Consider the following 23,697-nt stretch of genomic DNA (forward strand, 5'->3'; position numbering starts at 1 on the left):
GCGAGGCGCGGCCGTGCCGGCGTCGACGGCGGAGGAGTCCGCCGACGCCGGGCCGGGTGGATCAGTTGACGCTGACGGCCGACCAGGCGGCGGCCACCGCGTTGTACTCGGCGCTGCCGCTGCCGTACAGGTCGGCGGCGGCCGACAGGCTGGCGGTGCGGGCGCCGGCGTAGTTGGTCCGCGAGGTCATGTAGCGGGTGAGCGCGCGGTACCAGATGGCGCCGGCCTTGGCGTTGCCGATGCCGGTCACGGTGCTGCCGTTGCAGGTCGGGCTGTTGCCGTACGACGACGAGCCGCTGCCCACGGCGAGCAGGTAGAAGAAGTGGTTCGCCACGCCGGAGGAGTAGTGCACGTCGAGCCGGCCCACGGAGCTGCTCCAGCAGTCGGCGGAGGAGCCGTCCTTGGAGGGCTTGTCCATGTAGCGCAGCGGGACGCCGCTGCTGCGCAGCTTCTCGCCGATCAGGTAGTCGCCCGGGTCCTTGCTGTTGGCGGCGGAGAACTCGACGAGGGTGCCGAAGATGTCGCTGGTGGCCTCGTTGAGACCGCCCGACTCACCGCTGTAGCGCAGGCCGGCGGTGTTGCTGGTGACGCCGTGGGTCATCTCGTGACCGGCCACGTCCAGCGAGGTCAGCGGGTACCAGCCCGAGCCGCCGTCGCCGTAGGTCATGCAGAAGCAGGAGTCGCTCCAGAACGCGTTGGCGTAGTTGCTGCTGTAGTGCACCCGGCTGTACGCGCCGACCCCGTCGTTGCGGATGCCGTTGCGGCCGTGCACGGTCTTGTAGTAGTCCCAGGTCATCTGGGCGCCGTACGCGGCGTCGGCCGCGGCGGTCTGCCGGTTGGCCAGGGTGCCGTCACCGAACACGTTCGAGGCGCTGGTGACGAGCGTGCCGGTGCCGCTGGTGCCGCCGTTGAGGTCGTAGGTCTTGTGGCCGCCCCGGGTGGCGTCGGCGAGCTGGTACGTGCTGCCGGAGAGGGTGCTGCCCACGGTGACCGTGCCGGAGTGGAAGGTGTTGCCGGTACCGTCGCGCTGCACACCCTCCCAGGAGTCGCGCACCTTGCCGGTGGTGGCGTCCACCAGGACGTGCAGCTCGCTGGGGGTGCCGTCGGCGTACGCCCCGCCCACGACGACCTCGTAGGCCAGCGTGGTGCCGGCGGCGTCCGCGTCGTGGACGAGCTGGGTGCCGTCGACGCGGCGGGTGGCGGCGGTGGAGGCGCCGAGCGCGACCCGGCCGGCGGTCGCGGCGCTGACCCGGGCCTTGGCGCCCCGGGTCGGCGCGGCCACCAGGCTCTGGCTGGCGCCCTTCCAGGTGTTGCCCCTGCCCAGGTGGACGACGGTGTCGCCGCCGAGCACCGGCAGGCCGTCGGCGTAGCGGTTGAGCCGGACATGCTCGGTGCCGTCGGCGTCGGTCTGCACGTTCTTGAGCGTGAAGCTCTGGCCGTCGGCGACCAGCGCGCTGCCCGAGTGGGCCTTGAGCTGGGCGACCGCCCGGGTGAACGCGTCGGTGGAGACGGGGGCCGCGGAGGCCGTCGCGGGCAGCGTGCCGGCGGCGGCGAGCAGCGCCGCCGTGGCCAGCCCGCCGAGGAGAGTGGTACGACGCATGAAGTTCCTACCTTCACTAGGACTGCCGGCCGGGGGGTATCGACCGACGGGTGACCCGCCGTGGGAGGGCACGCCGGATCAGCCGCGTTCGTGCAGGTCACACGGGCGCGGCGACGCACGAGGGATCGATGGAGGAAAGATCCTCGATGCGTTGTTGCACATTCTTGCCGGAGGCGGCCCATGTCTGTCACGACTTTCGGCCAAGATTTTTTCCACGACTTTTCGCGCGCCGTTCACCACCCGGGACTCCGGAGCGGTCGCCGCGTCGGGACCCGCGCCCCGCCGGGTCGGGCTGCGCCGTCTCGCGAACCCGCCCGGGACAAGCGCCGTAACCTCGGAGAATGCGTTCTCCGCAGGCGACCGGGACGACGCCGGAGCAGGCCGAGCGTCCGCTGCTCGCCGGTGGGCTGCTGGTCGCCACCGGCCTGGCCGACGTGCTGTCCGCGTACGGCACGCTCCGGTCCGGGCCGTTCGTGGTGCTGAGCGGCGGTGGCCTCTACCCGGTCGACGTCACCGGCTGGGCCTGGCTGCACCTGGTGGTCGGCACCGCGCTGGCGGTCGCCGGGCTGGCGGCGGTCACCGGGCGCCGGGGCGCGGCCCTCGTGGCGATCGGCTGCGCCGTGCTGGCGCTCACCGTCAATCTGCTCATGCTGCCGTACGCGCCGATCCGGGTGGTCCTGGTGACCGCCGTCGACGCGGCGGCGATCCGGCTGCTGCTCCGACACCGCCGGGCCACCGGCGGGGCGGGGTGAGGCGACCGGTCAGCGGGGCTCGCAGATCCGGCCGCTGAAGGCGGGGTCGCCCTCCCGGTCGGCCGCCCACACCGGGTTCAGGGCCAGCGGGAGCGGCGGGGCCTGCCAGGCGGCGCCCAGCCGCTGGAGCAGCCGGTACTCCCGGCGCGGCTCGTCGACCCGGCCGCCGGCGAGGAAGTCGACCACGCGCTCCTGGGCGAGCCGCTGGCCGATCAGCCCGCCGTGCAGGGCGGGCATCTGGAACGTCGGGATCCGGCTGTACTCGCCGGGCGGCGCCTCCGCGGCGCTGACCGTGGGCAGGAAGGCGATCATGCGGACCCCGGCCACCGGGCAGAGCGTGCGGTTGCGGTAGAACGGCGCGTTGACCAGCACCGACCGGACGAAGGGCTCGTCCGGTGCGCTCTTCACCGAGCGACCCAGGTTGGCCAGCCAGAAGATCCCCCGCAGCTCCCAGCCGGCGGCCACGCCCCACCCGGAGTAGCCCGCCGGCGGGTAGTAGGCCCGGCCCGGCTGGATGAGCGGGCTGAACAGCAGCACCGCCTCCACGGGCAGGGGCTGCGCCCACTTGTCCAGGTAGGTGCGCGCCACCATGGCGCCCTCGCTGAACCCGAGCAGGGCGATCGGCCGGCCGGTCCGTTTGTGCAACTCGTCGACCTGCGCGGCGAGCAGCACCGCGCTGGAGTCCAGGGCCTGGTGGGTGGCCTCCGGCCCGTACGGCAGCGGCCGGCCCTGCCCGTCGAGGCCCACGTAGGAGAAGCGCTCGACCCGGGGATCCTCCGGTGCGCGACCGTTCCACTGCGAGTCGTGCCCCGCGATGGCGATCACCGCGTGCGGCACCCGGTCGGGCAGCCGCTGGGCGATCACCGGGGGCCGCCACTCCGCCGGTGGACCCAGCGCCAGGCCCACGAGCGTCTGCGACGCGACCGCGGCGGCCATGGTGAGGACGATCGCCACCGGCGCGACCGGGATCCGGGCCAGGCGGATGCGGGCCGGCAGCACGGCCGCCGCCACGGTGCGCCGCCAGAGCAGGCCGTTGACCAGGCCGGCCAGCGCCGCCACCGGGACGCCCCACCAGCCGGACGTGCTGGAGATGACCGCGCCCGCGACGGTGAGCACGACGAAGTTGAGCACCGACCAGCCGAGCAGCTCGATCGTGGGCAGGCCCCGCCACCAGTGCCGGACCACCCCGGCGCGCTGGAGGAACGGGGCGAGCACCAGCATCGGGGCGAGCGAGGCGAACAGGTAGAGGGAGAGCGCGACCGCCGAGAAGGCGACAGAGATGGCCGCCCACGGCGAGATGATCACCAGGGCGAGGGCGGCCACCTCCAGGTTCCGCCGCACCAGCCAGCCGAACGACGGACGGGCCACCCGCGCGGGCCAGGCCAGTGCGGTCAGCCCGGCGGTGAGCACCCCGCGGAACACGGTGAGCGCCACCAGGCCGAACAGGAAGTTCCCCCAGGAGTCGTGGAACACGAGCAGCCACCGCAGGTCGTGGAACGAGTCGTACGGCCAGACCGCGGTCACCTGCGGCGCCAGACCGCGGGCGCCGTGGAAGCCGATGCCCACCAGCACCGCCTCCTGCACCACGGGCGGCAGCACGGCGAGCAGCAGCAGCATCGCCGTCCGGTTGCGGACTGCCTCCACCGCCGCTCCTCGTACCTTGCGTCCTCGGGCCCCTTGCAGGATCTCCCGCGAGCCGGCCCGGCGGTGGCGGAATGGCCGACCGGGGCGTACGGAGAGTCAGCGGGCGGTCCCGCTGCGCAGGGTCGGCGGACCCGCGGGGTGGCGTCCGCCGCGTCGCGTGGCAACCTGTCGCATCCCTCGGGCAGGATGCACGACGTGCGCCGCGAACGGGACGACCAGCCGACCGGAGACCGCCGATGACCGACGACCTGCTCGACGGCCCCGGCGACGGGGTCGGCCGGGTGCTCGGCACCGCCGACGCCACCCCGCTCACCTTCTGGACCGCCGTGGCGCCCGGCAGCTACCTCCAGCTCGACGACGTGGTGGTGACCCGCCGCGAGCTGCCCGACCGGGAGCCGGTCACCATCGCCGGAGTGGTCACCCAGGTGCGCGCCCGGCACGAGGGGGCGCAGTTCGACTCCGACGTGTTCGCCATCGCCGACGGCACCCTGCCGGCCCAGGTGCAGGAGGCCGCCGAGGTCACCACCACCCGGGTCGACCCGGAGTTCTACGTGCCGCCCACCCCCGGCGCCGTCGTGCACCGGGCCGAGGGCGACGCCCGGGCCCGGGCGCTGCACTTCGACCGGATGGAGCGGCGCATCCCCATGGGCATGGGCCGCGACGGCGTCCCGGTCTACCTCAACGCCGACTTCCTCGACGGCACCCGGGGCGCGCACGTCTCCATCTCCGGCATCTCCGGCGTGGCCACCAAGACCAGCTTCGCCACCTTCCTGCTCTACTCGGTCTTCCGCTCCGGGGTGCTCGGCGGCGACGCGGTGAACGCCAAGGCGCTCATCTTCAACGTCAAGGGCGAGGACCTGCTCTTCCTCGACCACCCCAACACCCGGCTCGACGACGCCACCCGGGCCGGCTACGCGAAGCTCGGGCTCGACGCGGGCGCCTTCCCCGACGTCCGGGTCCACGCCCCGCCCCGGGTCGGTGACTCCTCCGGCACGCCCGACGTGAGCAGCCGGCTCACCGGGGTGGACAGCTTCTACTGGACGCTCAGCGAGTTCTGCGCCGACCGCCTGCTGCCGTACGTCTTCGCCGACGCCGACGACGAGCGGCAGCAGTACACGATGGTGGTCCACTCGGTCGCCGCCCACCTGGCCCGACACGCCCAGCCCGCCGACGGCGGGGTGAGCATCGACGGGGTCCGGCTGGGGTCGTACGCCGACCTCGTCGACCACGTCGTCGAGCAGCTCAACGACGACGAGACCCGGGGCGACTGGGCGGGCAGCGCGGTCGGCCTGGGCACGGTCAACGCGTTCGCCCGCCGGCTGATCGGCAGCAAGAAGGACCTGGGCCGGCTGATCCGGGGCGACCTGGCCACCCGCCGCCCGCACTCGATCAACACCGCCGAGTCCGCCCAGGTCACCGTGGTCGACCTGCACAACCTGCCGGACCGGGCGCAGCGTTTCGTGGTCGGCGTGACGCTCAAGAGCGAGTTCGAACGCAAGGAGAAGGCCGGCACCGCCAAGCCGCTGCTCTTCGTCGTCCTCGACGAGCTGAACAAGTACGCCCCCCGGGAGGGCTCCTCCCCCATCAAGGAGGTGCTGCTCGACATCGCCGAGCGGGGCCGGTCGCTCGGGGTGATCCTGGTCGGCGCCCAGCAGACCGCCAGCGAGGTGGAGCGGCGGATCGTCACCAACTCGGCGATCCGGGTGGTCGGCCGGCTCGACCCGGCCGAGGCGTCCCGCCCGGAATACGGCTTCCTTCCGCCCGCCCAGCGCCAGCGCGCCCTGCTGGCCAAGCCGGGCACCATGTTCGTCAACCAGCCCGACATCCCGGTCCCGCTCTGCCTGGAGTTCCCCTTCCCGGCCTGGGCCACCCGGGTCTCCGAGGCCGGCCGGGCGCCCTCGGAGACGCTGCGCTCGATCACCCAGGCGGCCGACCCCTTCGCGGTGGTCGGCTCGAGCGCCGCCGACGACGACATCCCGTTCTAGAGGGCCGACCATGAAGATCCTGCACACCTCCGACTGGCACGTCGGCAAGGTCCTCAAGGGGCAGTCCCGGGCCGAGGAGCACAAGCAGGTGCTCGCCCAGGTGATCGACATCGCCCGGGTCGAGCGCCCCGACCTGGTCATCGTGGCCGGCGACCTCTACGACACCGCGGCGCCCACCCCGGAGGCGACCCGGCTGGTCACCCGGGCGCTCACCGCGCTGCGTCGCACCGGCGCCGACGTGGTGGCGATCGGCGGCAACCACGACAACGGCGCCGCGCTCGACGCGCTGCGCCCCTGGGCCGAGGCCGCCGGCATCACGCTGCGCGGCAGCGTCCGGGACAACCCGGCCGAGCACGTCATCGACGGCGTCACCCGCGACGGGGAGCGCTGGCAGGTCGCCGCGCTGCCCTTCCTCTCCCAGCGCTACGCCGTACGCGCCGTGGAGATGTACGAGCTGACCCCGGCCGAGGCCAACCAGACCTACGCCGACCACCTGGGGCGGGTGCTCGCCCGGCTGGCCGAGGGGTTCACCGAGCCGGACCGGGTGCACCTGGTCACCGCCCACGTCACGGTGGTCGGGGCGAGCACCGGCGGCGGCGAGCGCGACGCGCACACCGTGCTCGGCTACGCGGTGCCGGCCACCGTCTTCCCGGGCAACGCGCACTACGTGGCCCTGGGCCACCTGCACCGCTCGCAGCGGGTGATCGGCCCCTGCCCGGTCCGCTACAGCGGCAGCCCGCTCGCCGTCGACTTCGGCGAGCAGGAGAACGTCGGGTCGGTGACGATCGTCGAGGTGACCGCGACGACCGCCGCGCAGATCCGCGAGGTGCCGGTGCCCGGCGCCGTCCCGCTGCGCACGGTCCGCGGCACCCTGGCCCAGCTCGCCGAGATCGACGTGCCCGACGGCTGGCTGCGGGTCTACGTCCGCGAGCAGCCCCGCGCCGGCCTGCGCGAGGAGGTGCAGGAGCTGCTCCCCCGGGCGCTGGAGATCCGGATCGATCCGGAGCTGGTGCCGGCGCCGGGCAGCGGCACCCGCACCGCCCAGCGGGCCGGCCGCTCGCCGCGCGAGCTGTTCGCCGACTACCTGGACAGCCGGGGCCACGCCGACGAGGACGTCCGGGAGCTCTTCGACGAGCTGCTCGAGGAGGTCGAGCACTGATGCGGCCGATGCGGCTGGACATGGCGGGCTTCACCGTCTTCCGCGAGGAGACCACTGTCGACTTCACCGACGCGGACTTCTTCGCGCTGGTCGGGCCTACCGGCTCGGGCAAGTCGACGGTGCTCGACGCGATCTGCTTCGCCCTCTACGGCACGGTCCCCCGCTGGGGCGGCGCCCGGGGGCTGGCCAACGCCCTCGCCCCGTCGGCCACCGAGGCGCGGGTGCGGCTGGTCTTCGAGTCCGCCGGCGACCGCTACGTGGCCACCCGGGTGGTCCGCCGGGACGGCCGGGGCACGGTGAAGACCGCCAACGCGGGCCTCCAGCTCATGCCGCCCGGGTTCGACGTCACGAAGCTCGACACCGGGCTCAGCCCGGAGGACCTGGGCGAGGTGGTGGCCGGCACGCCGGCCGAGATGGAGCAGGCGGTGCTCGACGCGGTCGGGCTGCCGTACGAGCAGTTCACCAGTTGCGTGGTGCTGCCGCAGGGGCAGTTCGCCGACTTCCTGCACGCCAAGCCGGCCACCCGGCAGCAGATCCTGGTGAACCTCCTCGGGCTGGGCGTCTACGAGGAGGTGCAGAAGAAGGCCACCGAGCGCGCCGGGCAGGCCGAGGCGAAGCTGGAGGCGGTCGACAAGATGCTCGGCGGCCTCGCCGACGTCGACGAGGAGAGCCTGGCCGGCGCCCGGGAGCGCGTCGACCGGATGCGGGAGCTGGCCGGTGCCGTCGCGGCGGCCGTACCCGAGCTGGAGCGGGCGCGCGCGACGGCGCGCGAGCAGGCCGCGGCGCTCGCGGCGCTCGACGGCGAGCTGGCCGTGCTGGCCGGGGTCCGGCCGCCGGACGGGACCGCCGAGCTGGCCCGGGCGGTGGCCGCCGCACGGACGGCCGCCGACGAGGCCGCCACCGCGGTCGCCCTGGCCGAGGAGCGCGAGGAGAAGCTGCGCGGCGAGCTGGCCGCGGCCGGCGACGAGAGCGCGCTGCGCGTGCAGCTCAAGGCGTACGCCGACCGGGAGCGGCTGGCCGGCGACGCGGCGGCGGTCCGCGCGGCGGTGGACGCGGCGCAGGCCGAGCACGACGCGGCGGCCGGGGCGCTCGCCGCGGCCCGGGCCGAGGCCGAGCGGGCCGAGGCGGAGCTGGAGGCGGCGTTCCGGGCGCACGAGGAGGCGAAGGCCACCGACCAGGCGGTGGCGCTGCGGGCGCACCTGGTCGACGGCGGCCCCTGCCCGGTCTGCGAGCAGCCGGTGCCCAAGGTGCCGGCCGTGCCCAAGGGCTCGGCGGTGGCCCGGGCGCTCGCGGCCGGCAAGGCGGCCCGGGCGGCCAGCGAGGCCGCCAAGCGGGTGGTGCAGGAGCGCGACGCGGCCGCCCGGGAGCTGGACCGGGTGCTGCTGCGCGCCCGCGCCGAGCACGACCAGCTCGGAGCCCGGCTGGCCGAGCTGGACGGGCAGCTCGCCGGGGCGGCCACGCCGGAGGCGCTGCGCGAATCGCTGGCCGAGCACGCCCGGCTGCGCCGGGCGCTGGAGGAGGCGGCGGGGGCGGTGCGCGCCGGCCGTGACGCCGCGCGCCGGGCCCGCGGCAACCTGGACGGCGCGCAGGAGCGGCTGCGCCGGGCCTGGCGGGACTTCGACACCGTCCGCGACGGGCTGGCCCGGTTCGGCCCGCCGGCCGCCGACCGCGACGACGTGGCCGCCGCCTGGACGGCCCTCGCGGGCTGGGCCGGCGAGCAGGCCGGGCGGCGGCGCGCCGACCGGGCCGGGCTGGCCGCCGCCGTCGACGCGGCGGAGGCCGCTGCGGGCCAGGTGGCGGAGCGGATCGGCGGGCTCTTCGACGCGGCCGGGCTGGCCGCGCCGGAGGATCCGCAGCGCGACGCCGCGGTGGCGGTGGAGCGGGCCGAGGCGGAGCTGCGCCGGCTGGAGGAGCGCCGCGAGCAGGCCGCGGAGCTGCGCGAGCAGCGGGCGGGCCACGAGCGGCAGGCCCGGGTGGCCCGCGCGCTCGCCGGGCACCTGCGGGCCAACAACTTCGAGCGCTGGCTGCTGGCCGAGGCGCTGGACCTGCTTGTCGACGGCGCCTCGCGGATCCTGCGCGAGCTGTCCGGTGGCCAGTACGACCTGGTGCACGACAAGGGCGAGTTCTTCGTGGTCGACCACCACGACGCCGGGCTGCGGCGCGGGGTGCGCACCCTCTCCGGCGGGGAGACGTTCCAGGCGTCGCTGGCCCTGGCGCTGGCGCTGTCCGAGCAGCTCGCCGGGATGTCGACGAGCGCCGCCAGCCTGGAGTCGATAGTCCTCGACGAGGGCTTCGGCACGCTGGACGCGGCGACCCTCGACACGGTGGCGGCCACCCTGGAGAACCTGGCCGCCCGGGGCGACCGGATGGTCGGCGTGGTCACCCACGTGCCGGCGCTCGCCGAGCGGATCCCGGTCCGCTTCGTGGTCCGCAAGGACGCCCGCACCGCCCGCGTCGAGCGGACCGGCCTGTGAGCGCGAGGAGTGCGGCGCCCCGCGGTCGCGGACGGCAGGCCGGCACCGTGAGGAGCGCCGCGTGACGGGACCGTCGGGGGCGGGCGCCCGGTTCTTCGTCGACGCGTGGGACCCGGCGTACGGGGCGTCGTTCGAGGCGTCCGGCGGGGGCGGGCCGGCCGCGCCGAGCAGCGCCCAGGTCGACGCCGACGTCGAGTTGTCCGCCACCGACTGGCGGGCCGTCGACGTCCGCCGCGACGTCGCGGCCCCGGACGTGGTGCTGCTGGTCGACGGAGTGCGCCGGATCGACGCCAGCGTCTGGACGGCCGAGGACGACGGCGGCTCCTTCCCGGGCATCGCGGCCTCGTACGCCGCCGGGGTGGTCCGGTGCGACCTGGAGCGGGGCGCGGCGGAGCTGGCCGGCACCCGGGTGGGCCGGGGACTGTTCACCGCCAGCCCCTCGGCGCAGGACGTGGTGGCCGGCGCGATCCGCTACCCGGTGCACCGGGTGAGCGGCACCGGCGAGCTGAGCAAGCTGCCGGCCGCCGTGCAGGGCCCGCTGACCGCGCTGGAGGTGGCGGTCTCCGACGCGGTGCGCACCGACGGCGACCTGCTGGTGGTGGACGGGCCGCTGCGCAGCCGGCGGAACCTGCCCCGCACCCTGGGTTACATCAAGACGCAGCACAGCCAGTACCTGGACGGCCGGCTCACGGCGGTGGTCACGGGGCTGGCCCCGGGGCAGCGCTGCCCGGTGTTCCGGCTGGGCACGGCGTGGGGCGGCTACTCGTGGTATCTGCGGCTGCCCGTGGCCGGCGGCGCGCCCTGGGCGGGCGTCGTGCGGGTGGAGTGCTCCGCCGACCTGACCGAGGCCGAGGCGATCGAGCTGGCCGACCTGTCCCTGGTCACGCTGCCCCGGTTCGCCTCCACCCCGTACAAGGACCCGCGCGCCCCGCAGAACCTCATCCCGATCGCCGGCCTGGAGCGCCGGCTGCGCGGGATGCTCGGCGACGCCCGCCTGCTGCACCGGGTGCTCACCGCGGCGGCCCGGGGGATCCGGCGCTGATGGGCCGGCGACGCGGCGCCGACCGGGCGGTCGTGCCTGTCGACACCGGGCAGGCCGAGCTGGTGCCCGACCCGGACCGGCCGGGCTCCTGGACGCTGCTGCTCGACGGGGCGCCGCAGTCGCATGTGGACCTCGCCGACCCCACCCACCTGGAGTTCGAGTACGTCCGGCGGCTGGCCGCCGCGATCGACCTGGTGGCGCCGGCCGGTGCGCCGCTGCGGGTGCTGCACCTGGGCGGCGGCGCGCTCACGCTGCCCCGCTACGTGCAGGCCACCCGCCCCGGCTCCACGCAGCGGGTGTCCGAGGTGGACGGCGCCCTGGTGGACCTGGTCCGGCGGGAGCTGCCGTGGCCGGCCGACCCCCGGCTGCGGGTCCGGGTGGCCGACGCCCGGGCCACCCTGACGTCGAGCCGGGACGGCAGCTACGACGTGGTGGTCGCGGACGTCTTCGCCGGCGCCCGCACCCCGGCCCACCTGACCTCGGTGGAGTACGCCGCCGAGGTGGCCCGGGTGCTCCGGCCCGACGGCTGCTACCTGGCGAACGTCGCCGACGGCCCGCCGTTGCGGCACGCGCGCGGGCAGGTCGCCACGGTCCGCACCGTGCTGCCCCGGGCCTGCCTGGTCGGCGACGCGGCGGTGCTCCGCGGCCGGCGCTACGGCAACCTGGTGCTCGTCGCGTCCCGTGTGGAGCCGCCGGTGCCGGAGCTGACCCGGCGGGCCGCCGGCGACTGGTTCCCGGGGCGGGTGCTGGCCGGCGCCGAGCTGGACCGGTTCGCCGGGGGCGCGCCGGTGGTCCACGACGCCGACGCCACCGACTCCACCCCGCCTCCGCCCGGAATTTTTTCCGTCCGGCGTTGATCCGCTCGGCGGGCCGCTCCGTATCACCGGGCGGCCATGCCCGTGGGGGGTCGGCTGATGTCATTGGACACCGGAGGTCTTGCATGCACGCGGTGGCGGCCGGCTGGCACGGCGAGGTGGCGAGGCCCGAGTGGATGTTCGCCCGGGCCCAGCCCCGTTCGCGCGAGTCGCGGTCGGGCCGGGGGGTCGACGCCCGTCCCTCGGATCGCCAGAATGACCCGGTGACGCCGCGACCGGCGCCCGGACGCCACCAGGCGACGTCCACCGAGGCGAGCCACTCCGACCAGCTGATCCGGCTGCTCTACGCCGAGCACGCGGGGCCGCTGCTGATGTTCGTGATGCGGCTGACCGGCGGGGACCGGCAGCGCGCCGAGGACATCGTGCAGGAGACGCTGCTGCGGGCCTGGCGCAACGCGCACCGGCTGGGCGTCCAGGGCCAGGGCTCGCTGCGCCCCTGGCTGGTCACGGTGGCCCGGCGGATCGCCATCGACGAGCACCGCAGCGAGCAGGCCCGCCCGGCGGAGACGTACGACCGGGACCTGACCGCGTTCGCCGAGGCGGACAGCACCGACCGGGTGCTGCGCACGATGACCGTGGCCGACGCGCTGCGTACGCTGAGCCAGTCGCACCGGGAGATCCTGGTGGCGACGTACTTCCGGGGGCGTACCGTGCCCGAGGCGGCCGAGGAGCTGGGCCTTCCGCTCGGCACCGCGAAGTCGCGGGTCTACTACGCGCTGCGCGCGCTGCGCACGGCTCTGCAGGAGAGGGGGGTGACGGAATGAGCCGGGCCGACCACATGGACGTGGCCGCGTACGCGCTCGGCGTGCTGGACCCGCAGGACGCGGAACGGTTCGAGGAGCACCTCGCCACCTGCTGGGCCTGCGCGGCCGAGCTGGAGACGATGGTCCCGGTGGTGGGGCTGCTCTCCGGCATCGACGGCGAGGCGATGGCCGCGCTGGAGCAGACGCACACCGATCCGGCGCTGCTGGACCGTACCCTCATGGCGGTCCGCCGGGACCGGCGGCGGACCCGGATGCGGCAGATCCTCGCCGCGGCGGCGGCCGTGGTGGTGTTCGGCGGCCTGAGCGGCGCCGGCATCGCCGGTGTGTTCGGCGGCGACGACGGGAAGCGGATCCCGCAGGCCGAGCCGACGCTGACCGCGCCGATCACCGCCCCGCCCTCCCCCGGGCCGACGGCGTCGGGGCCGGGCATCGGAGGCAACGAGCAGGAGGGCGACCAGCACGACGCCACCGACCCGGGCACCGGCGTGAAGACCACCATGTGGCTGGCGTCGAAGGAGTACGGCACCCAGATCGACCTCCAGCTCACCCGCCTGCCCGGCCCGCGCACCTGCCGGCTCGTGGTGGTCCGGAAGAACGCCACAAGCGAGGTCGTCTCCACCTGGTCGGTGCCGGGCGGCGGCTACGGCACGAACACCAACCAGCTTCCGCTGGAGCTGAGCGCGTCCACCTCGGCGCCGCTCAAGGACATCGAGAAGATCCAGGTGCAGTCGGTCGACGTCAACGGGGTCGCCAGCCCGCTGGTGACGGTGGCCGACCTCTGATCCCGCCGGGACGCCGGCGCCGGGCAGCGACACCGCCCGGCGCCGTTCCGTCGTGCCCGGGGTCGTCACCCCGACGTGCTCCCCCACGCGCCGCCGGCCGGATCGGTTCAACGGATCCACTGTGAAATGGAGCACCCTTTTCTCTTCAACCTTGACAGCACACCGCCCGTACTACCCGGCGAACTGCCAAGAACGAGGAGGGCACGTGGCACACCTGAAGCGGACGACCGTCATCGTCGCGAGCGCGATGGTCGCACTAACGGCCTGCGCCCCCGCGGGCTACGACGGGGCGAACTCGAGCGCGGCCGAGCCGGTCGCCGTCGCCGCGGCCGAACCCACCGCGTCGGCCGAACCGGAAGCCTCCGCGTCCCCGGACGCGCCCGCCGACGACAAGGCGCCCCCGTCCGACGTGAAGCTCACCGACGAACTGGTCGGCAAGAAGCTGCCCCGGATGGGCCAGGTCGTCACCGACCAGGACGGCTGGGTGCTGTACCGGTTCGACAAGGACTCGGCCGACCCGCCGCAGTCCAACTGCGTGGACAAGTGCGCCCAGGTCTGGCCGCCCGCGCTGACCGACGGCAACCCGCAACTCCAGGGCGTCTCCGACGACAAGGTCGGCACGGTCACCCGCCAGGACGGCACCCGGCAACTCACCATCGGGGGCTGGCCGGTCTACCGCTACATCGGCGACAAGAAGCCGGGCCAGTGGAAGGGCCAGGGCGTCGGCGGCACCTGGTTCGTCGTCGACCCGAACGGCAAGAAGAACCTCACCTGCCTGCCCACCGGCACCCCGAAGGCGGTCGCCCCGCCGGCGTCGGGCGACTCGGGCGGCGACTCGGGCTACTCGTACTGACGGAACCCCGGACACGGTGGCCGGTCGCAGCCGGGGAGGGCGCGGCCGGCCACCGTCGTGGACCCGGGACAGCGGCGATCCGGCAGCCCCGCGTCCCGGCGCGGCGCCGGCCCGGTACGGGCCGGCGCCGCCCCCTTCTCCAGGTAGCGACGCGGGCCGGCGCCGTCGTGGTGGGGGCACGTGGCAGAGTGGCGGGGTGACCTCCCCCGCCGCCCGCCGTACGCTGCGCCCCCCGGCCGGCTACCGGCTGGCCGCCTCGGTCCGGGCCCTCACCTTCAGCCCGTACGACCCGTGCGCCCGGATCGCCGCCGGCAGCTTCTGGTGGGCCACCCGCACCCCGGCCGGCCCGGCCACCCTCGCGCTGCGCCCCGCCGCCGGTGAACTGGTCGCCGAGGGCTACGGCCCCGGTGCGGACTGGGTGGTCGAGCGGGCCGACGCGGTCGCGGGGCTCCGCGACGACCTGACCGGGTTCGCCGCGCTGGCCGGCGCGCACCCGCTGGTGGCCCGGCTGGCCCGCGAGCACCAGGGGCTGCGGATGCCCGCCACCGGCCAGGTCTTCCCCCGGCTGCTGCGCGCCGTCTTCGAGCAGAAGGTCACCGGCAAGGAGGCGTACCGGGCGTACGCGGCGACCGTGCGGCACTTCCGCGAGCCGGCGCCGGGGCCGCTGCAACCGCTGCTGCTGCCGCCCGAGGCGGCCGCGGTGGCGGCCACGCCGTACTGGGTCTTCCACCCGTTCGGGGTGGAGCAGCGGCGAGCCGACACGCTGCGCCGGGCGGCCGCCGTCGCGGACCGGCTGGAACGCTGCGCCGACGCCGCCGAGGCCACCCGCCGGCTCACCGCGATCGCCGGCATCGGGCCGTGGACCGCCGCCGAGGTGGTCCGGATCGCGTACGGGGACCCGGACGCGGTGAGCGTCGGCGACTACCACGTTCCCAACACGGTGGCCTGGGCGCTGGCCGGGGAGCCGCGCGGCGACGACGCCCGGATGCTGGCCCTCCTCGAACCGTTCCGGGGCCACCGCGGACGGGTCTGTGTCCTGCTGGAGGCCGCCGGTATCCAGGCGCCGAAGTACGGGCCACGCGCCCCGATCCGCTCCTTCGCCGGCTACTGACCCGCCGCCGGGGAGGAACAGAGCCGCCGCAGCGTCCGCCCCAGCCACCAGGCGTACGCCCGCTGGACGGCCCGGGTGGCCGGCCCGGCGGCGCGCACGTACCAGCGGCCCGGCCGGCTGAACGCGGTCACCTCGAACCAGACCCCGCCGGCGGTCCGGGTGACCAGGAACGCCTCCTCGCCGACCTCCGGGTGCCCGGGCAGGGTGCCGTAGCCGAACCCGGCCCGGTCGGGCTCCTCCGCCGCCCAGACCACCTCGGTCGGGCCCCAGATCCGCAGCGGGCCGACGCCGAGTCCCGGGGTGACCCGCACGCCGGCGGCGGCGCGGGGCGCGTCGGTGCGCATGACGACACCCGCGGCCCGGTGCAGCCGCCAGCCGAGCACCGCGTCCGCAGCGGTCGGGAAGCCGCCGTCCGGCAGCCGGACCCGGTGGCGCAGGTGGTGGTAGCCGGCCGGCAGGCGTCCGTCGCGGGTCGCCCCCACCTCGGGGTACGTCAGCTCGGGCACGTCGGCCTCCTCCTCGCGGAACACCGCCAGGGTACGACCGTGCCGGATGGCCCGCCCGGCGTCGGTCCGCGGGGCTGTGGTGGGCTTGCCGGGTGACCGAGCAGCTCACCCTCGCCCCGGCCGGCGTCGCGGACGCCGGCGAGATCCTCACCGTGCAGCGCGCCGCGTACCTGGTGGAGGCGCAGCGCTACCGGGACGTGTTCCTGCCCCCGCTGACCGAGACCCTCGACGAGGTCCGCGCCGCCCTGGCCGGCCCGACGGTGGTGCTGGCCGCCCGGCTCGGCCCGCGCCTCGTCGGCTCGGTACGGGCCCGGATCGACGGCGACACGGCCCATGTCGGCCGGCTCGCGGTGGCGCCGGACCAGCAGGGGCGCGGCATCGGCGGCCGGCTGCTGACCGCGGTGGAGGCCGCCTGCGCCGGCCGGGTGACCCGGTTCGCCCTGTTCACCGGCGCGGAGAGCGCCGAGAACCTCGGCCTGTACGCGCGGCGCGGCTACCGGGTCGTGGCGCACCGGCCGGACGAGAACGGCAACCGCCTGGCGGTGCTGGAGAAGACGGTCGAGCCGGCGCACGGGGACGGCTGAGCGGCGCGCACGGGGGCCGGCGGTCAGCCCCGCTCGCAGCGGCGGCGGAGCCCGTCGGCCTCCTGCCGCAGGTAGCGGCGGATGGTCCGGCCGAGGAGCAGCCCGACCGGCCCGGCCAGCGGCCCGGTCTGCGCCATGACCAGCTCGGCGCGCACCCGCCCGCCGTCCAGCGGGACCAGCCGGTGCTCGCCCCGGCTGTGCACGCCCGGGCTGTCGGACTCCCAGACGAAGCCGTGCGGCGGGTCGATCTCGGTGACCCGCCAGACCGCCGGCCGCAGCCCGGGCTGTTCCAGCCGGGCCGACGAGCCGAGGGCGAGCGGCCCGGGCGCCAGCCAGCGGGCGGAGGCGACCGAGGGTGTCCACTCCGGCCAGCGCTCGACGTCGGTCTGCACGGCCCAGATCCGGTCGACGTCGGCGACGATCTCGACGGACTCCACGAACCGCATGGCGCTCCCCTCCCCCGGCACGATCATGGTCAGGGTACGCCCGGGATCGACGGCGGGTGATCCCGGTCAGGCCGCCTCGCGGAGGTCGGCCAGGCCGACCGGGGCGTACCGGCGGAGCAGCAGCTCCAGCTCGGCCACCGAGGCCACCTCGCCGACGACGTTGGCGCCGCCGCCGTGCTCGGCCGGGTAGCGGTGCACCAGCCGGTAGCGGTAGCGCCCGCGGATCAGTTCCACGCTGACCCGCCAGCGCCCGCAGCATCCGCAACTCCACTCCGGCACGCCGCGAACCGTAGCGCTGACCTGCGGTTTCACCATCCGGTCGCCGGTGACGAACGGGCCCGCGACGGGACACGCCGCCCGGCACCGCCGGTGATCTGCCTCACGACCGTCGGTGGGGTCTGATTGACTTGTCGCCGTGGACCTGCCGATCAATCCGCCGGTCGAGCCGATGCTGGCGAAGAGCGTGCCCCAACTACCCACCGACCCCGGCCTGACCTACGAGCCCAAGTGGGACGGCTTCCGCTGCATCATCTTCCGCGACGGCGACGAGGTCGAGCTGGCCAGTCGCGGCGGCAAGACGATGACCCGCTACTTCCCGGAGGTGGTGGAGCAGGCGCGCCGCCAGCTCCCGGAGCGGTGCGCGGTCGACGGCGAGCTGATCGTGATCCGCCGGGACGGCCCCGGAGGCCAGCCGCGGCTCGACTTCGAGCTGCTGGCCCAGCGGATCCACCCGGCCGCGTCCCGGGTGAAGCTGCTCGCCGAGACCACCCCGGCCGACTTCGTCGCCTTCGACCTGCTCGCGCTCGACGACGAGCTGCTCACCGACCGGCCCTACCCGGAGCGCCGGGGCCGGCTGGAGAAGGCGCTGGCCAAGGTCCGGCCGCCGGTGCACGTCACCCAGGTGACCACCGACCCGGAGACGGCCCGGCGCTGGTTCGACGTGTTCGAGGGGGCCGGGCTGGACGGGCTCATCGTCAAGCCGGCCGACCTGCCCTACGAGCCGGGCAAACGGCTCATGTTCAAGGTCAAGCACGCGCGCACCGCCGACGCGGTGGTGGCCGGCTTCCGCTGGCACAAGTCCGGCCCGGTGGTCGGCTCGCTGCTGCTCGGCCTCTACGACGATGCCGGGGTGCTGCACCACATCGGGGTCAGCTCCTCGTTCACGGCGGCCCGGCGCAAGGAGCTGCTCGACGAGCTGGAGCCCTACCGGGAGGTCGGCGGCGACCACCCGTGGGTGCACGGCGACCACGAGCGGGGGCAGCGCATCCCGGGCGGGGTGAGCCGGTGGACCGGCGGCAAGAACCTGGAGTGGGAGCCGCTGCGCCCGGAGCTGGTGGTCGAGGTGGGCTACGACGCGATGGAGGGCGACCGGCTGCGGCACACCGCCCAGTTCTTCCGCTGGCGCCCCGACCGTGATCCCCGCTCCTGCACGTACGACCAGCTGGAGCGCCCGATCCGCTACGACGTCGACCAGGTGCTGCGCGGGGACCCGGCGGCGACCGTCGGCGACGGGCGGGACCGGGCGTAGCCTGGCGGTCCACACGATCATGGAGGGCTCCCACGTGACCCGCTTCTCCGACCGGATCCGCCGCCGGCCCACCCTGGCCGGGTTCGTCGCGGCGCTGGTGCTCACCGCAGGCTGCACGCTGCCGGCGTTCGCCCCGCGGGCCGAGAGCGAGGGCGAGGCGGCCGCACCGGGCGCCGCGCCGACCTGGCGGGCCTGCCCGGAGGTGCCGGACGAGCTGGTCGGGCGGGGCGCGGCGGGCATGCGCTACGACTGCGCCCGGATCGCCGTCCCCCGGAACTGGGGCACCGGGGCGGCGACCGGCGCGACCGCCGGGCCCGGCGCCGGGGAGACCTTCGAGATCGCGCTGATCCGGATCCGGTCGAACAAGCAGCACGACCGGATCGGGTCGCTGGTGGTGAACCCGGGCGGTCCCGGCGCGTCCGGCGTGGACACCGCGGTCTACCTCTCCTTCGGCCCGGGGTTCGGCGGGCTGCCGGCCGACGTGACCGACCGGTTCGACATCGTGGGCTTCGACCCGCGCGGGGTGGCCCGGTCCAGCCCGGTCAAGTGCATCCCCGACGCCGACCTGGACGCCAGCTTCGGCTACGACCCCGACCCGGAGAGCCAGGCCTCCTTCGACGGCTTCGTGGCCCTCAACCGCCGCGTCGGCCAGCGGTGCGGCGGGAAGTACGGCGACCAGCTCCCGCTCTACGGCACCGAGCAGGCCGCGCGGGACATGGACGCCGTGCGGGCGGCCGTCGGCGACGACAAGCTGACCTACCTCGGCTACTCCTACGGCACCCTGCTGGGCGCCACGTACGCCCAGCTCTATCCGCAGCGGGTGCGGGCGCTGGTGCTCGACGGCGCGGTGGACCCGCAGCAGAAGCTCGTCGCCGGCTCGGAGAGCCAGGCGAAGGGCTTCGAGCGGGCGTTCGACAACTTCTCCCGCTGGTGCGCGGCGAACGCGGGCCGCTGCCCGATCGCGCCGGACGCCCGGGCCGCGGTGACCACCGCCATCGACAAGGCCCGGGTCTCCCCGGTGCGTGGCAGGGACGGCCGGGAGGCCACCGCCGGCTGGGTGTTCTACGCGGTGATCTCCTCCCTCTACACGGAGCAGGGCTGGCAGGAGCTGGCCCGGGCGGTCGACGCGTTGCAGGGCGGCGACCCGACCGGCGTGTTCAAGCTCGCCGACGCGTACGCGGGCCGCGAGGACGACGGGCACTACTCCAACCTGTTCGACGCGAACATGGCGGTGAACTGCGCCGACGAGACCGAGAAGCCGACCCGGGAGCAGATCCGGTCGCTCCAGTCGCAGTGGCGGCAGAAGTACCCGCTGTTCGGCCCGGCGCTGGCGGTCGGGATGCTCGGCTGCGTGGAGTGGCCGGGCGGGCGGGACCCGTACCCGACCGGGAAGGCGGCCGGCGCGCCGCCGATCCTGGTGGTCGGCACCACCGGCGACCCGGCCACGCCCTACGAGCAGACCGCCGCGCTGGCCTCGATGCTGGGCGTGGGCCGGGTGCTCACCTGGGAGGGCGAGGGGCACACGGCCTACCCGCAGACCTCCTGCGTCACGGCGGCCGTGGACGCCTACCTCGTCTCGCTCACCGTCCCCCGGGAGGGGCTGCGCTGCCCCGCCCGGTGACGGTGCGGGAGCCGGCCGGGGCCGCACACCTCTGCTGAAGGCCGGAGGGTGGCGTGGTCATCGGCGGCGGCGACGGTGCCGGCGTTGCCAGGGCGGAGCCGCGCTGCCCGGCCCGCTGACCGGCTCGGGGCGCTCCGGCTCGGGCACGGCGATGCCCTGGCGGGAGGCCATCTCCTCCACCAGCGCCCGCAGCCGCCGCACGTCCGCCTTCAGCTCCTCCTGCTCGGCGTGCTCGAAGGCGTCGTCGTCCACGATCAGCCGGCTGGCGAAGTGCGCGGTGATGAGCGGGATGACCAGCAGCACCATGGTCGAGATGAGCAGCGCGGCGAGGAACCGCCCGGCGAAGGAGGTCGGGGAGATGTCGCCGTAGCCGACCGTGGAGGCGGTCACCACGGCCCACCAGACCGAGTCCGCGGCGCTCTTGTGCTCGGCGTGGCTGTACAGCACGCCGGCCACCACGATCATCAGCAGGTACGAGACGATCAACGTGCGCGGCGAGTTGGCGAACCAGACCAGACCGCGGTAGATCCAGCGGAACGGCAACAGCAGGACGTCCATGGCGCACATGCTGCCCGGTGCCGGCAACCGGCGCGACGGCATCGCCGGGCGTGACTGTGGGAGGCTGCCCGACGTGACCGATGTGATCTTCCGGGAGGCGGTCCGGGCCGACCTGCCCGCCGTCATCGCCCTGCTCGCCGACGACGTGCTGGGCAAGGCCCGCGACTTCGCCGCGGTGGACGAGGCGTACGAGCGGGCGTTCGCCGCCATCGACGCCGACCCGCGCAACCACCTCGTGGTCGCGGAGTCCGCCGGCGAGGTGGTCGGCTGCTTCCAGATCACGTACATCCCGGGGCTGGGTCGGCACGGCGCCGAGCGGTCGCTGATCGAGTCGGTCCGGGTCCGCTCCGACCTGCGCGGCCGGGGGCTGGGCCGGGCCATGATGACCTGGGCGATCGACCAGGCCCGGGAGCGGGGCTGCGCGCTGGTGCAGCTCACCACCGACAAGAGCCGCGCCGACGCGCACCGCTTCTACCGGGACCTCGGCTTCGTGGCCAGCCACGAGGGCATGAAGCTGGCGCTCTGACGGGTAGCGTGGCGGCGATGGTCGCACCCCGTGCCCCACTGTCCCGTCGACGGCGGGTCGGGGTCGCCCTGCTCGGCGCGGGCCTGCTGGCCGTCCTTGCCGCGCCGGCGCTGCCGGCCTGGCGCACCGTCCACCCGGACCGGATCGAGCTGCGGCCGGGCTCGCATCTGCTGTGGGTCGTGCTGCCGTGGGCACTCCTGTGCGGCCTGGTCGCCGTGGTCTCGCTGACCCGGGTCGGCCCGTCCCGGCGGCCGTGGCGCGAGGCCAGCCGCGGGCTCCTGGTGTCGACCGCGCTCGCCGGTGGAGCCGTCACCGCCGCCTGGTGGTATTTCGCCGCCACCGACCCGTACGCGCGGGAGGACGGGATGGTGTCGACCGGCCCCGGCCCGGGGACGTGGCTGGCGCTGGTCGGCTGTCTGCTCGTCCCGCTGGCGGGAGCGCTGCCCGACGAATCCTCCCCCGGCCGGGGGAGCTGACTCCCCGCTCGCGGGGAGGATCCGGGTGGGGCCGCTCGGGAGGCTGGAGGCAGTTTCCAGCACCGGGGAGGCCAGATGACCACCGACACCGTCCACCGTGGCGCCGGTCCCGCGCCGGCCTGGGCGGTCCGCGTCGCCCACCTGATCCCGCTCATCGTCCTGCCGTCCGGGCTGTGGCGGATCGCCCTGGTCGCCGGCCTGCCGATCGGCGCGTCCGCGTACGGCGCCCCGGTCCGCCCCGGCGTGGGCGAGAGCGTCTACATCGTGTCGCTGAGCCTGGTGTCGGAGGGGCTGGCACTGCTCTCCTTCGGCCTGGTCCGGCCGTGGGGCGAGGTGTTCGCGGGCTGGCTGCCGCTGGTCGGCGGCCGGCCGGTGCCGCCCCGGTTCGCGGTCACCGCCGCCACCACCGGCGCCGTCGCACTCACCCTGATCTGGGGGTACGCCGCCTGGGGCGTGGTCATGGACGGCAACGACCTGGCCTTCACCCCGCCGGGCTTCGCCCTCCTGCTGGCCTGCTACGCCCCCCTCCTGCTGTGGGGCCCTCTCCTCCTCCTGCTCGCGCTCGCCTACCACCACCGCCACCGCGCGCCCCACCCGCCCTGGCCCCGTTGATCATGAAGTTATCGCCATTGGACACGGCGTGTCGTGACAACAACTTCATGATCAACGGGGTGAGGCGGGCGGGGGGCGCGCGGGGAAGGGGGGTCAGTCGGTTGCCAGGCGGCCGTCGCGGAGGGTCAGGGTGCGGTCGGCCATCTCGATCAGGGCCGGGTCGTGGGTGGCGACCAGGGCGGTCATGCCGCGGGCGTGCACCACGGCGCGGAGCAGGTCCATGATGGAGCGGCCGGTCTCCGAGTCGAGCTGGCCGGTCGGCTCGTCGGCGATGAGCAGGTCCGGTTCGTTGGCCAGCGCCCGGGCCACCGCCACCCGCTGCTGCTGGCCGCCGGACAGCTCGTACGGGCGCTGCGCGGCGTGCCCGCCCAGGCCGACCAGCTCCAGGAGCACGGCCACCCGCTGCTCCCGTTCGGCGGCCGGCACCTTGGCCAGCCGCAGCGGCACCCCGACGTTCTCCGCCGCCGACAGGATCGGCACGAGACCGAAGGTCTGGAAGACGAACCCGACGGTGCCCCGGCGCAGCGCCAGCAACTCCCGCTCGTTCGCCGCCGTCACCTCGTGCCCGGCCACCCGCACCCGGCCGCTGTCCGGCCGGTCCAGCCCGCCGACCAGGTTCAGCAGGGTGGTCTTGCCCGCGCCGGACCGGCCCCGGACGGCGACCAGCTCACCCCGGCCGGCCGCGAAGGAGACGTCCCGCACGGCGTGGACGGCGTGTTCGCCCCTGCCGAAGGTGCGGCTCACCCCCTCGACCCGGATCACCTCGTCGACGGCGACGCGGGCCGGTGCCGCGGTCAGCTGATCGGTCATCACTCACTCTCCTCGGCGTGCGCCCGGTCGCCCGGCCGCACCTCGACGTGGTCGGGTTCCAGGTTGAGCCGGACCCGGTCGCGCAGGGACAGGGCGTCCACGAAGGACGCCGGCAGCTGCATCCGCCCGGTCCGGTCGAGCACCGCGTACTCCTCGCTGACGAGTTCGGTGCTGCCGTCGGCGGCGAGCCGGGCGGTGCGGCGTACCTCGGAGGAGGTCCGGCCGTCGCGGATCGCGACGGTCCGGCGCACCTGGCCGGCCACGGCGTGGTCGTGGGTGACCACCACGATGGTCACGCCCAGCTCGGCGTTGATCGTGCGCAGCGCGGCGAAGACCTCGGCGCCGGTGGCCTCGTCCAGCTCACCGGTCGGCTCGTCGGCGAAGAGCACCTCCGGGTCGTTGGCCACCGACACGGCCACCGCGCAGCGCTGCTGCTCGCCGCCGCTCATCTGACCGGGGCGGCGGTCCGCGCAGTAGCCCACCCCGACCAGGTCGAGCAGCTCGCGGGCCCGTTGCCGCCGGGCACGCCGGGAGCGGCCGCCGGCCAGCTTCATGGGCAGCTCGACGTTCTCCAGCGCGGTCAGGTACGGCAGGAGGTTCCGGCCGGTCTGCTGCCAGACGAAGCCGACCACCTGGCGGCGGTAGGCGAGGCGGCGCCGGTTCGACAGGGCGAGCAGGTCGTAGTCGGCGACCCGGGCGATGCCGGCGGTCGGGGTGTCCAGCCCGGAGAGGATGTTCAGCAGGGTCGACTTGCCGGACCCGGAGGCGCCGACGATCGCCACCAGCTCGCCCCGGTCGATGACCAGGTCGAGGCCCTGGAGGGCGACCACCTCCACCCCCTCGGTCTTGAAGATGCGGACCAGCCCGTCGCAGACGATGTGCCCGCGCAGCCGGTCCCGGCCGCCGGCCCGTTCGGCGGCGCGCTCCGCCGCGCGCTGCTGAAGGGCGGCCAGGTCCGGTACGGCGTTCGCCTCGGCGATCGCGGTCAT

General features: G+C 75.2%; 24 protein-coding genes. 16 read left to right on the forward strand and 8 right to left on the reverse strand.

Features of this window, described 5'->3' with window-relative positions:
• Positions 1-61: 61 nt before the first annotated feature.
• Positions 62-1,600, reverse strand: a complete 1,539-nt coding sequence (locus GA0070603_RS11565; protein ID WP_091311603.1) for a M4 family metallopeptidase — start codon at positions 1,598-1,600, stop codon at positions 62-64.
• Between the two features lie 341 nt (positions 1,601-1,941).
• Here GA0070603_RS11565 and GA0070603_RS11570 point away from each other — a divergent pair, with 341 nt between their 5' ends.
• On the forward strand, positions 1,942-2,352 hold the full coding sequence (locus GA0070603_RS11570) for a DUF7144 family membrane protein (RefSeq protein WP_091311607.1): 411 nt from the start codon (positions 1,942-1,944) through the stop codon (positions 2,350-2,352).
• A 9-nt stretch (positions 2,353-2,361) separates the two neighbouring features.
• Here GA0070603_RS11570 and GA0070603_RS11575 read toward each other — a convergent pair whose 3' ends face one another.
• Positions 2,362-3,969 carry an alpha/beta fold hydrolase gene (locus tag GA0070603_RS11575; RefSeq protein WP_091321842.1) on the reverse strand — a complete coding sequence of 536 codons (1,608 nt, stop codon included), beginning with the start codon at positions 3,967-3,969 and terminating at the stop codon, positions 2,362-2,364.
• Between the two features lie 263 nt (positions 3,970-4,232).
• Between GA0070603_RS11575 and GA0070603_RS11580 the strand changes: the two genes are divergently transcribed.
• The 9 genes from GA0070603_RS11580 to GA0070603_RS11620 all read left to right on the forward strand — a co-directional run bounded on the left by GA0070603_RS11580 (position 4,233) and on the right by GA0070603_RS11620 (position 15,041).
• Entirely contained in the window at positions 4,233-5,981 is a 1,749-nt protein-coding gene (locus GA0070603_RS11580) for an ATP-binding protein (protein WP_091311610.1), read from the forward strand.
• A 10-nt stretch (positions 5,982-5,991) separates the two neighbouring features.
• Positions 5,992-7,140, forward strand: a complete 1,149-nt coding sequence (locus tag GA0070603_RS11585; RefSeq protein ID WP_091311614.1) for an exonuclease SbcCD subunit D — start codon at positions 5,992-5,994, stop codon at positions 7,138-7,140.
• Entirely contained in the window at positions 7,140-9,614 is a 2,475-nt protein-coding gene (locus GA0070603_RS11590) for an AAA family ATPase (RefSeq protein WP_091311618.1), read from the forward strand. Before GA0070603_RS11585 ends, GA0070603_RS11590 begins: the two co-directional genes overlap by 1 nt.
• A 61-nt stretch (positions 9,615-9,675) precedes the next feature.
• The gene (locus GA0070603_RS11595) at positions 9,676-10,656 is read left to right on the forward strand and encodes a hypothetical protein (protein ID WP_091311621.1); all 981 of its coding nucleotides are present in this window, start codon (positions 9,676-9,678) and stop codon (positions 10,654-10,656) included.
• Positions 10,656-11,513 (forward strand): spermidine synthase, encoded by an 858-nt coding sequence (locus GA0070603_RS11600; RefSeq protein WP_091311625.1) that lies wholly within the window; start codon positions 10,656-10,658, stop codon positions 11,511-11,513. Before GA0070603_RS11595 ends, GA0070603_RS11600 begins: the two co-directional genes overlap by 1 nt.
• A gap of 83 nt (positions 11,514-11,596) precedes the next feature.
• Complete coding sequence (locus GA0070603_RS11605; protein ID WP_091311627.1) at positions 11,597-12,295, forward strand: sigma-70 family RNA polymerase sigma factor; 699 nt, start codon at positions 11,597-11,599, stop codon at positions 12,293-12,295.
• Positions 12,292-13,077 carry an anti-sigma factor family protein gene (locus GA0070603_RS11610; protein ID WP_091311630.1) on the forward strand — a complete coding sequence of 262 codons (786 nt, stop codon included), beginning with the start codon at positions 12,292-12,294 and terminating at the stop codon, positions 13,075-13,077. The genes GA0070603_RS11605 and GA0070603_RS11610 overlap by 4 nt, the downstream gene beginning before the upstream one ends.
• 205 nt (positions 13,078-13,282) lie before the next feature.
• The gene (locus tag GA0070603_RS11615) at positions 13,283-13,930 is read left to right on the forward strand and encodes a hypothetical protein (protein WP_091311633.1); all 648 of its coding nucleotides are present in this window, start codon (positions 13,283-13,285) and stop codon (positions 13,928-13,930) included.
• 196 nt (positions 13,931-14,126) lie between these two features.
• Positions 14,127-15,041, forward strand: coding sequence for a DNA-3-methyladenine glycosylase family protein (locus GA0070603_RS11620; RefSeq protein ID WP_091311636.1), 915 nt, complete (start codon positions 14,127-14,129; stop codon positions 15,039-15,041).
• Here the strand turns inward: GA0070603_RS11620 and GA0070603_RS11625 are convergent.
• Complete coding sequence (locus GA0070603_RS11625) at positions 15,035-15,571, reverse strand: DUF1990 domain-containing protein (RefSeq protein ID WP_244282496.1); 537 nt, start codon at positions 15,569-15,571, stop codon at positions 15,035-15,037. The two genes, GA0070603_RS11620 and GA0070603_RS11625, sit on opposite strands and share 7 nt — an antisense overlap.
• Positions 15,572-15,639: 68 nt before the next feature.
• On the opposite strand from GA0070603_RS11625, the gene GA0070603_RS11630 reads away from it, so the two are divergent.
• On the forward strand, positions 15,640-16,131 hold the full coding sequence (locus tag GA0070603_RS11630) for a GNAT family N-acetyltransferase (RefSeq protein ID WP_091311639.1): 492 nt from the start codon (positions 15,640-15,642) through the stop codon (positions 16,129-16,131).
• A 23-nt stretch (positions 16,132-16,154) separates the two neighbouring features.
• On the opposite strand, the gene GA0070603_RS11635 is transcribed toward GA0070603_RS11630, so the two are convergent.
• Together GA0070603_RS11635 and GA0070603_RS11640 are read right to left on the reverse strand one after the other, a co-directional pair.
• Positions 16,155-16,604 (reverse strand): SRPBCC family protein, encoded by a 450-nt coding sequence (locus tag GA0070603_RS11635; protein ID WP_244282497.1) that lies wholly within the window; start codon positions 16,602-16,604, stop codon positions 16,155-16,157.
• Positions 16,605-16,643: 39 nt separating this feature from the next.
• Complete coding sequence (locus GA0070603_RS11640; RefSeq protein ID WP_091311643.1) at positions 16,644-16,856, reverse strand: hypothetical protein; 213 nt, start codon at positions 16,854-16,856, stop codon at positions 16,644-16,646.
• A gap of 136 nt (positions 16,857-16,992) precedes the next feature.
• On the opposite strand from GA0070603_RS11640, the gene GA0070603_RS11645 reads away from it, so the two are divergent.
• Together GA0070603_RS11645 and GA0070603_RS11650 are read left to right on the forward strand one after the other, a co-directional pair.
• Positions 16,993-18,105: an ATP-dependent DNA ligase gene (locus tag GA0070603_RS11645; RefSeq protein WP_091311646.1), complete on the forward strand. Its 1,113-nt coding sequence runs from the start codon at positions 16,993-16,995 to the stop codon at positions 18,103-18,105.
• 34 nt (positions 18,106-18,139) lie between these two features.
• Complete coding sequence (locus GA0070603_RS11650) at positions 18,140-19,726, forward strand: alpha/beta hydrolase (protein WP_091321848.1); 1,587 nt, start codon at positions 18,140-18,142, stop codon at positions 19,724-19,726.
• A gap of 57 nt (positions 19,727-19,783) precedes the next feature.
• Here the strand turns inward: GA0070603_RS11650 and GA0070603_RS11655 are convergent, their stop codons facing one another.
• The gene (locus tag GA0070603_RS11655; protein WP_091311650.1) at positions 19,784-20,284 is read right to left on the reverse strand and encodes an ion channel; all 501 of its coding nucleotides are present in this window, start codon (positions 20,282-20,284) and stop codon (positions 19,784-19,786) included.
• Positions 20,285-20,357: 73 nt separating this feature from the next.
• Here GA0070603_RS11655 and GA0070603_RS11660 point away from each other — a divergent pair, with 73 nt between their 5' ends.
• From GA0070603_RS11660 to GA0070603_RS11670, 3 genes are all read left to right on the forward strand, one after another.
• Entirely contained in the window at positions 20,358-20,810 is a 453-nt protein-coding gene (locus tag GA0070603_RS11660; RefSeq protein ID WP_091321851.1) for a GNAT family N-acetyltransferase, read from the forward strand.
• 17 nt (positions 20,811-20,827) lie between these two features.
• Positions 20,828-21,286, forward strand: coding sequence for a hypothetical protein (locus GA0070603_RS11665; protein ID WP_091311653.1), 459 nt, complete (start codon positions 20,828-20,830; stop codon positions 21,284-21,286).
• A gap of 75 nt (positions 21,287-21,361) precedes the next feature.
• Entirely contained in the window at positions 21,362-21,898 is a 537-nt protein-coding gene (locus GA0070603_RS11670; protein ID WP_091311657.1) for a hypothetical protein, read from the forward strand.
• Between the two features lie 93 nt (positions 21,899-21,991).
• Here GA0070603_RS11670 and GA0070603_RS11675 read toward each other — a convergent pair whose 3' ends face one another.
• Both GA0070603_RS11675 and GA0070603_RS11680 read right to left on the reverse strand, forming a co-directional pair.
• A complete protein-coding gene (locus GA0070603_RS11675) occupies positions 21,992-22,708 on the reverse strand; it encodes an ABC transporter ATP-binding protein (RefSeq protein WP_091311661.1) in 717 nt (238 codons plus the stop codon).
• Complete coding sequence (locus tag GA0070603_RS11680) at positions 22,708-23,697, reverse strand: ABC transporter ATP-binding protein (protein ID WP_091311665.1); 990 nt, start codon at positions 23,695-23,697, stop codon at positions 22,708-22,710. The genes GA0070603_RS11675 and GA0070603_RS11680 overlap by 1 nt, the downstream gene beginning before the upstream one ends.

It is taken from the genome of Micromonospora chersina, from assembly GCF_900091475.1.
GTDB lineage: Bacteria > Actinomycetota > Actinomycetes > Mycobacteriales > Micromonosporaceae > Micromonospora > Micromonospora chersina.

What these genes read in the sequence shown, in the direction of transcription:
- GA0070603_RS11680 (WP_091311665.1), bottom strand. Translation starts at nt 23,697, where the DNA reads ATGACCGCGATCGCCGAGGCGAACGCCGTACCGGACCTGGCCGCCCTT.
- GA0070603_RS11635 (WP_244282497.1), bottom strand. Translation starts at nt 16,604, where the DNA reads ATGATCGTGCCGGGGGAGGGGAGCGCCATGCGGTTCGTGGAGTCCGTC.
- GA0070603_RS11655 (WP_091311650.1), bottom strand. Translation starts at nt 20,284, where the DNA reads ATGGACGTCCTGCTGTTGCCGTTCCGCTGGATCTACCGCGGTCTGGTC.
- GA0070603_RS11585 (WP_091311614.1), top strand. Translation starts at nt 5,992, where the DNA reads ATGAAGATCCTGCACACCTCCGACTGGCACGTCGGCAAGGTCCTCAAG.
- GA0070603_RS11610 (WP_091311630.1), top strand. Translation starts at nt 12,292, where the DNA reads ATGAGCCGGGCCGACCACATGGACGTGGCCGCGTACGCGCTCGGCGTG.
- GA0070603_RS11670 (WP_091311657.1), top strand. Translation starts at nt 21,362, where the DNA reads ATGACCACCGACACCGTCCACCGTGGCGCCGGTCCCGCGCCGGCCTGG.
- GA0070603_RS11605 (WP_091311627.1), top strand. Translation starts at nt 11,597, where the DNA reads ATGCACGCGGTGGCGGCCGGCTGGCACGGCGAGGTGGCGAGGCCCGAG.
- GA0070603_RS11590 (WP_091311618.1), top strand. Translation starts at nt 7,140, where the DNA reads ATGCGGCCGATGCGGCTGGACATGGCGGGCTTCACCGTCTTCCGCGAG.
- GA0070603_RS11675 (WP_091311661.1), bottom strand. Translation starts at nt 22,708, where the DNA reads ATGACCGATCAGCTGACCGCGGCACCGGCCCGCGTCGCCGTCGACGAG.
- GA0070603_RS11570 (WP_091311607.1), top strand. Translation starts at nt 1,942, where the DNA reads ATGCGTTCTCCGCAGGCGACCGGGACGACGCCGGAGCAGGCCGAGCGT.
- GA0070603_RS11600 (WP_091311625.1), top strand. Translation starts at nt 10,656, where the DNA reads ATGGGCCGGCGACGCGGCGCCGACCGGGCGGTCGTGCCTGTCGACACC.
- GA0070603_RS11575 (WP_091321842.1), bottom strand. Translation starts at nt 3,969, where the DNA reads ATGCTGCTGCTGCTCGCCGTGCTGCCGCCCGTGGTGCAGGAGGCGGTG.
- GA0070603_RS11580 (WP_091311610.1), top strand. Translation starts at nt 4,233, where the DNA reads ATGACCGACGACCTGCTCGACGGCCCCGGCGACGGGGTCGGCCGGGTG.
- GA0070603_RS11665 (WP_091311653.1), top strand. Translation starts at nt 20,828, where the DNA reads ATGGTCGCACCCCGTGCCCCACTGTCCCGTCGACGGCGGGTCGGGGTC.
- GA0070603_RS11565 (WP_091311603.1), bottom strand. Translation starts at nt 1,600, where the DNA reads ATGCGTCGTACCACTCTCCTCGGCGGGCTGGCCACGGCGGCGCTGCTC.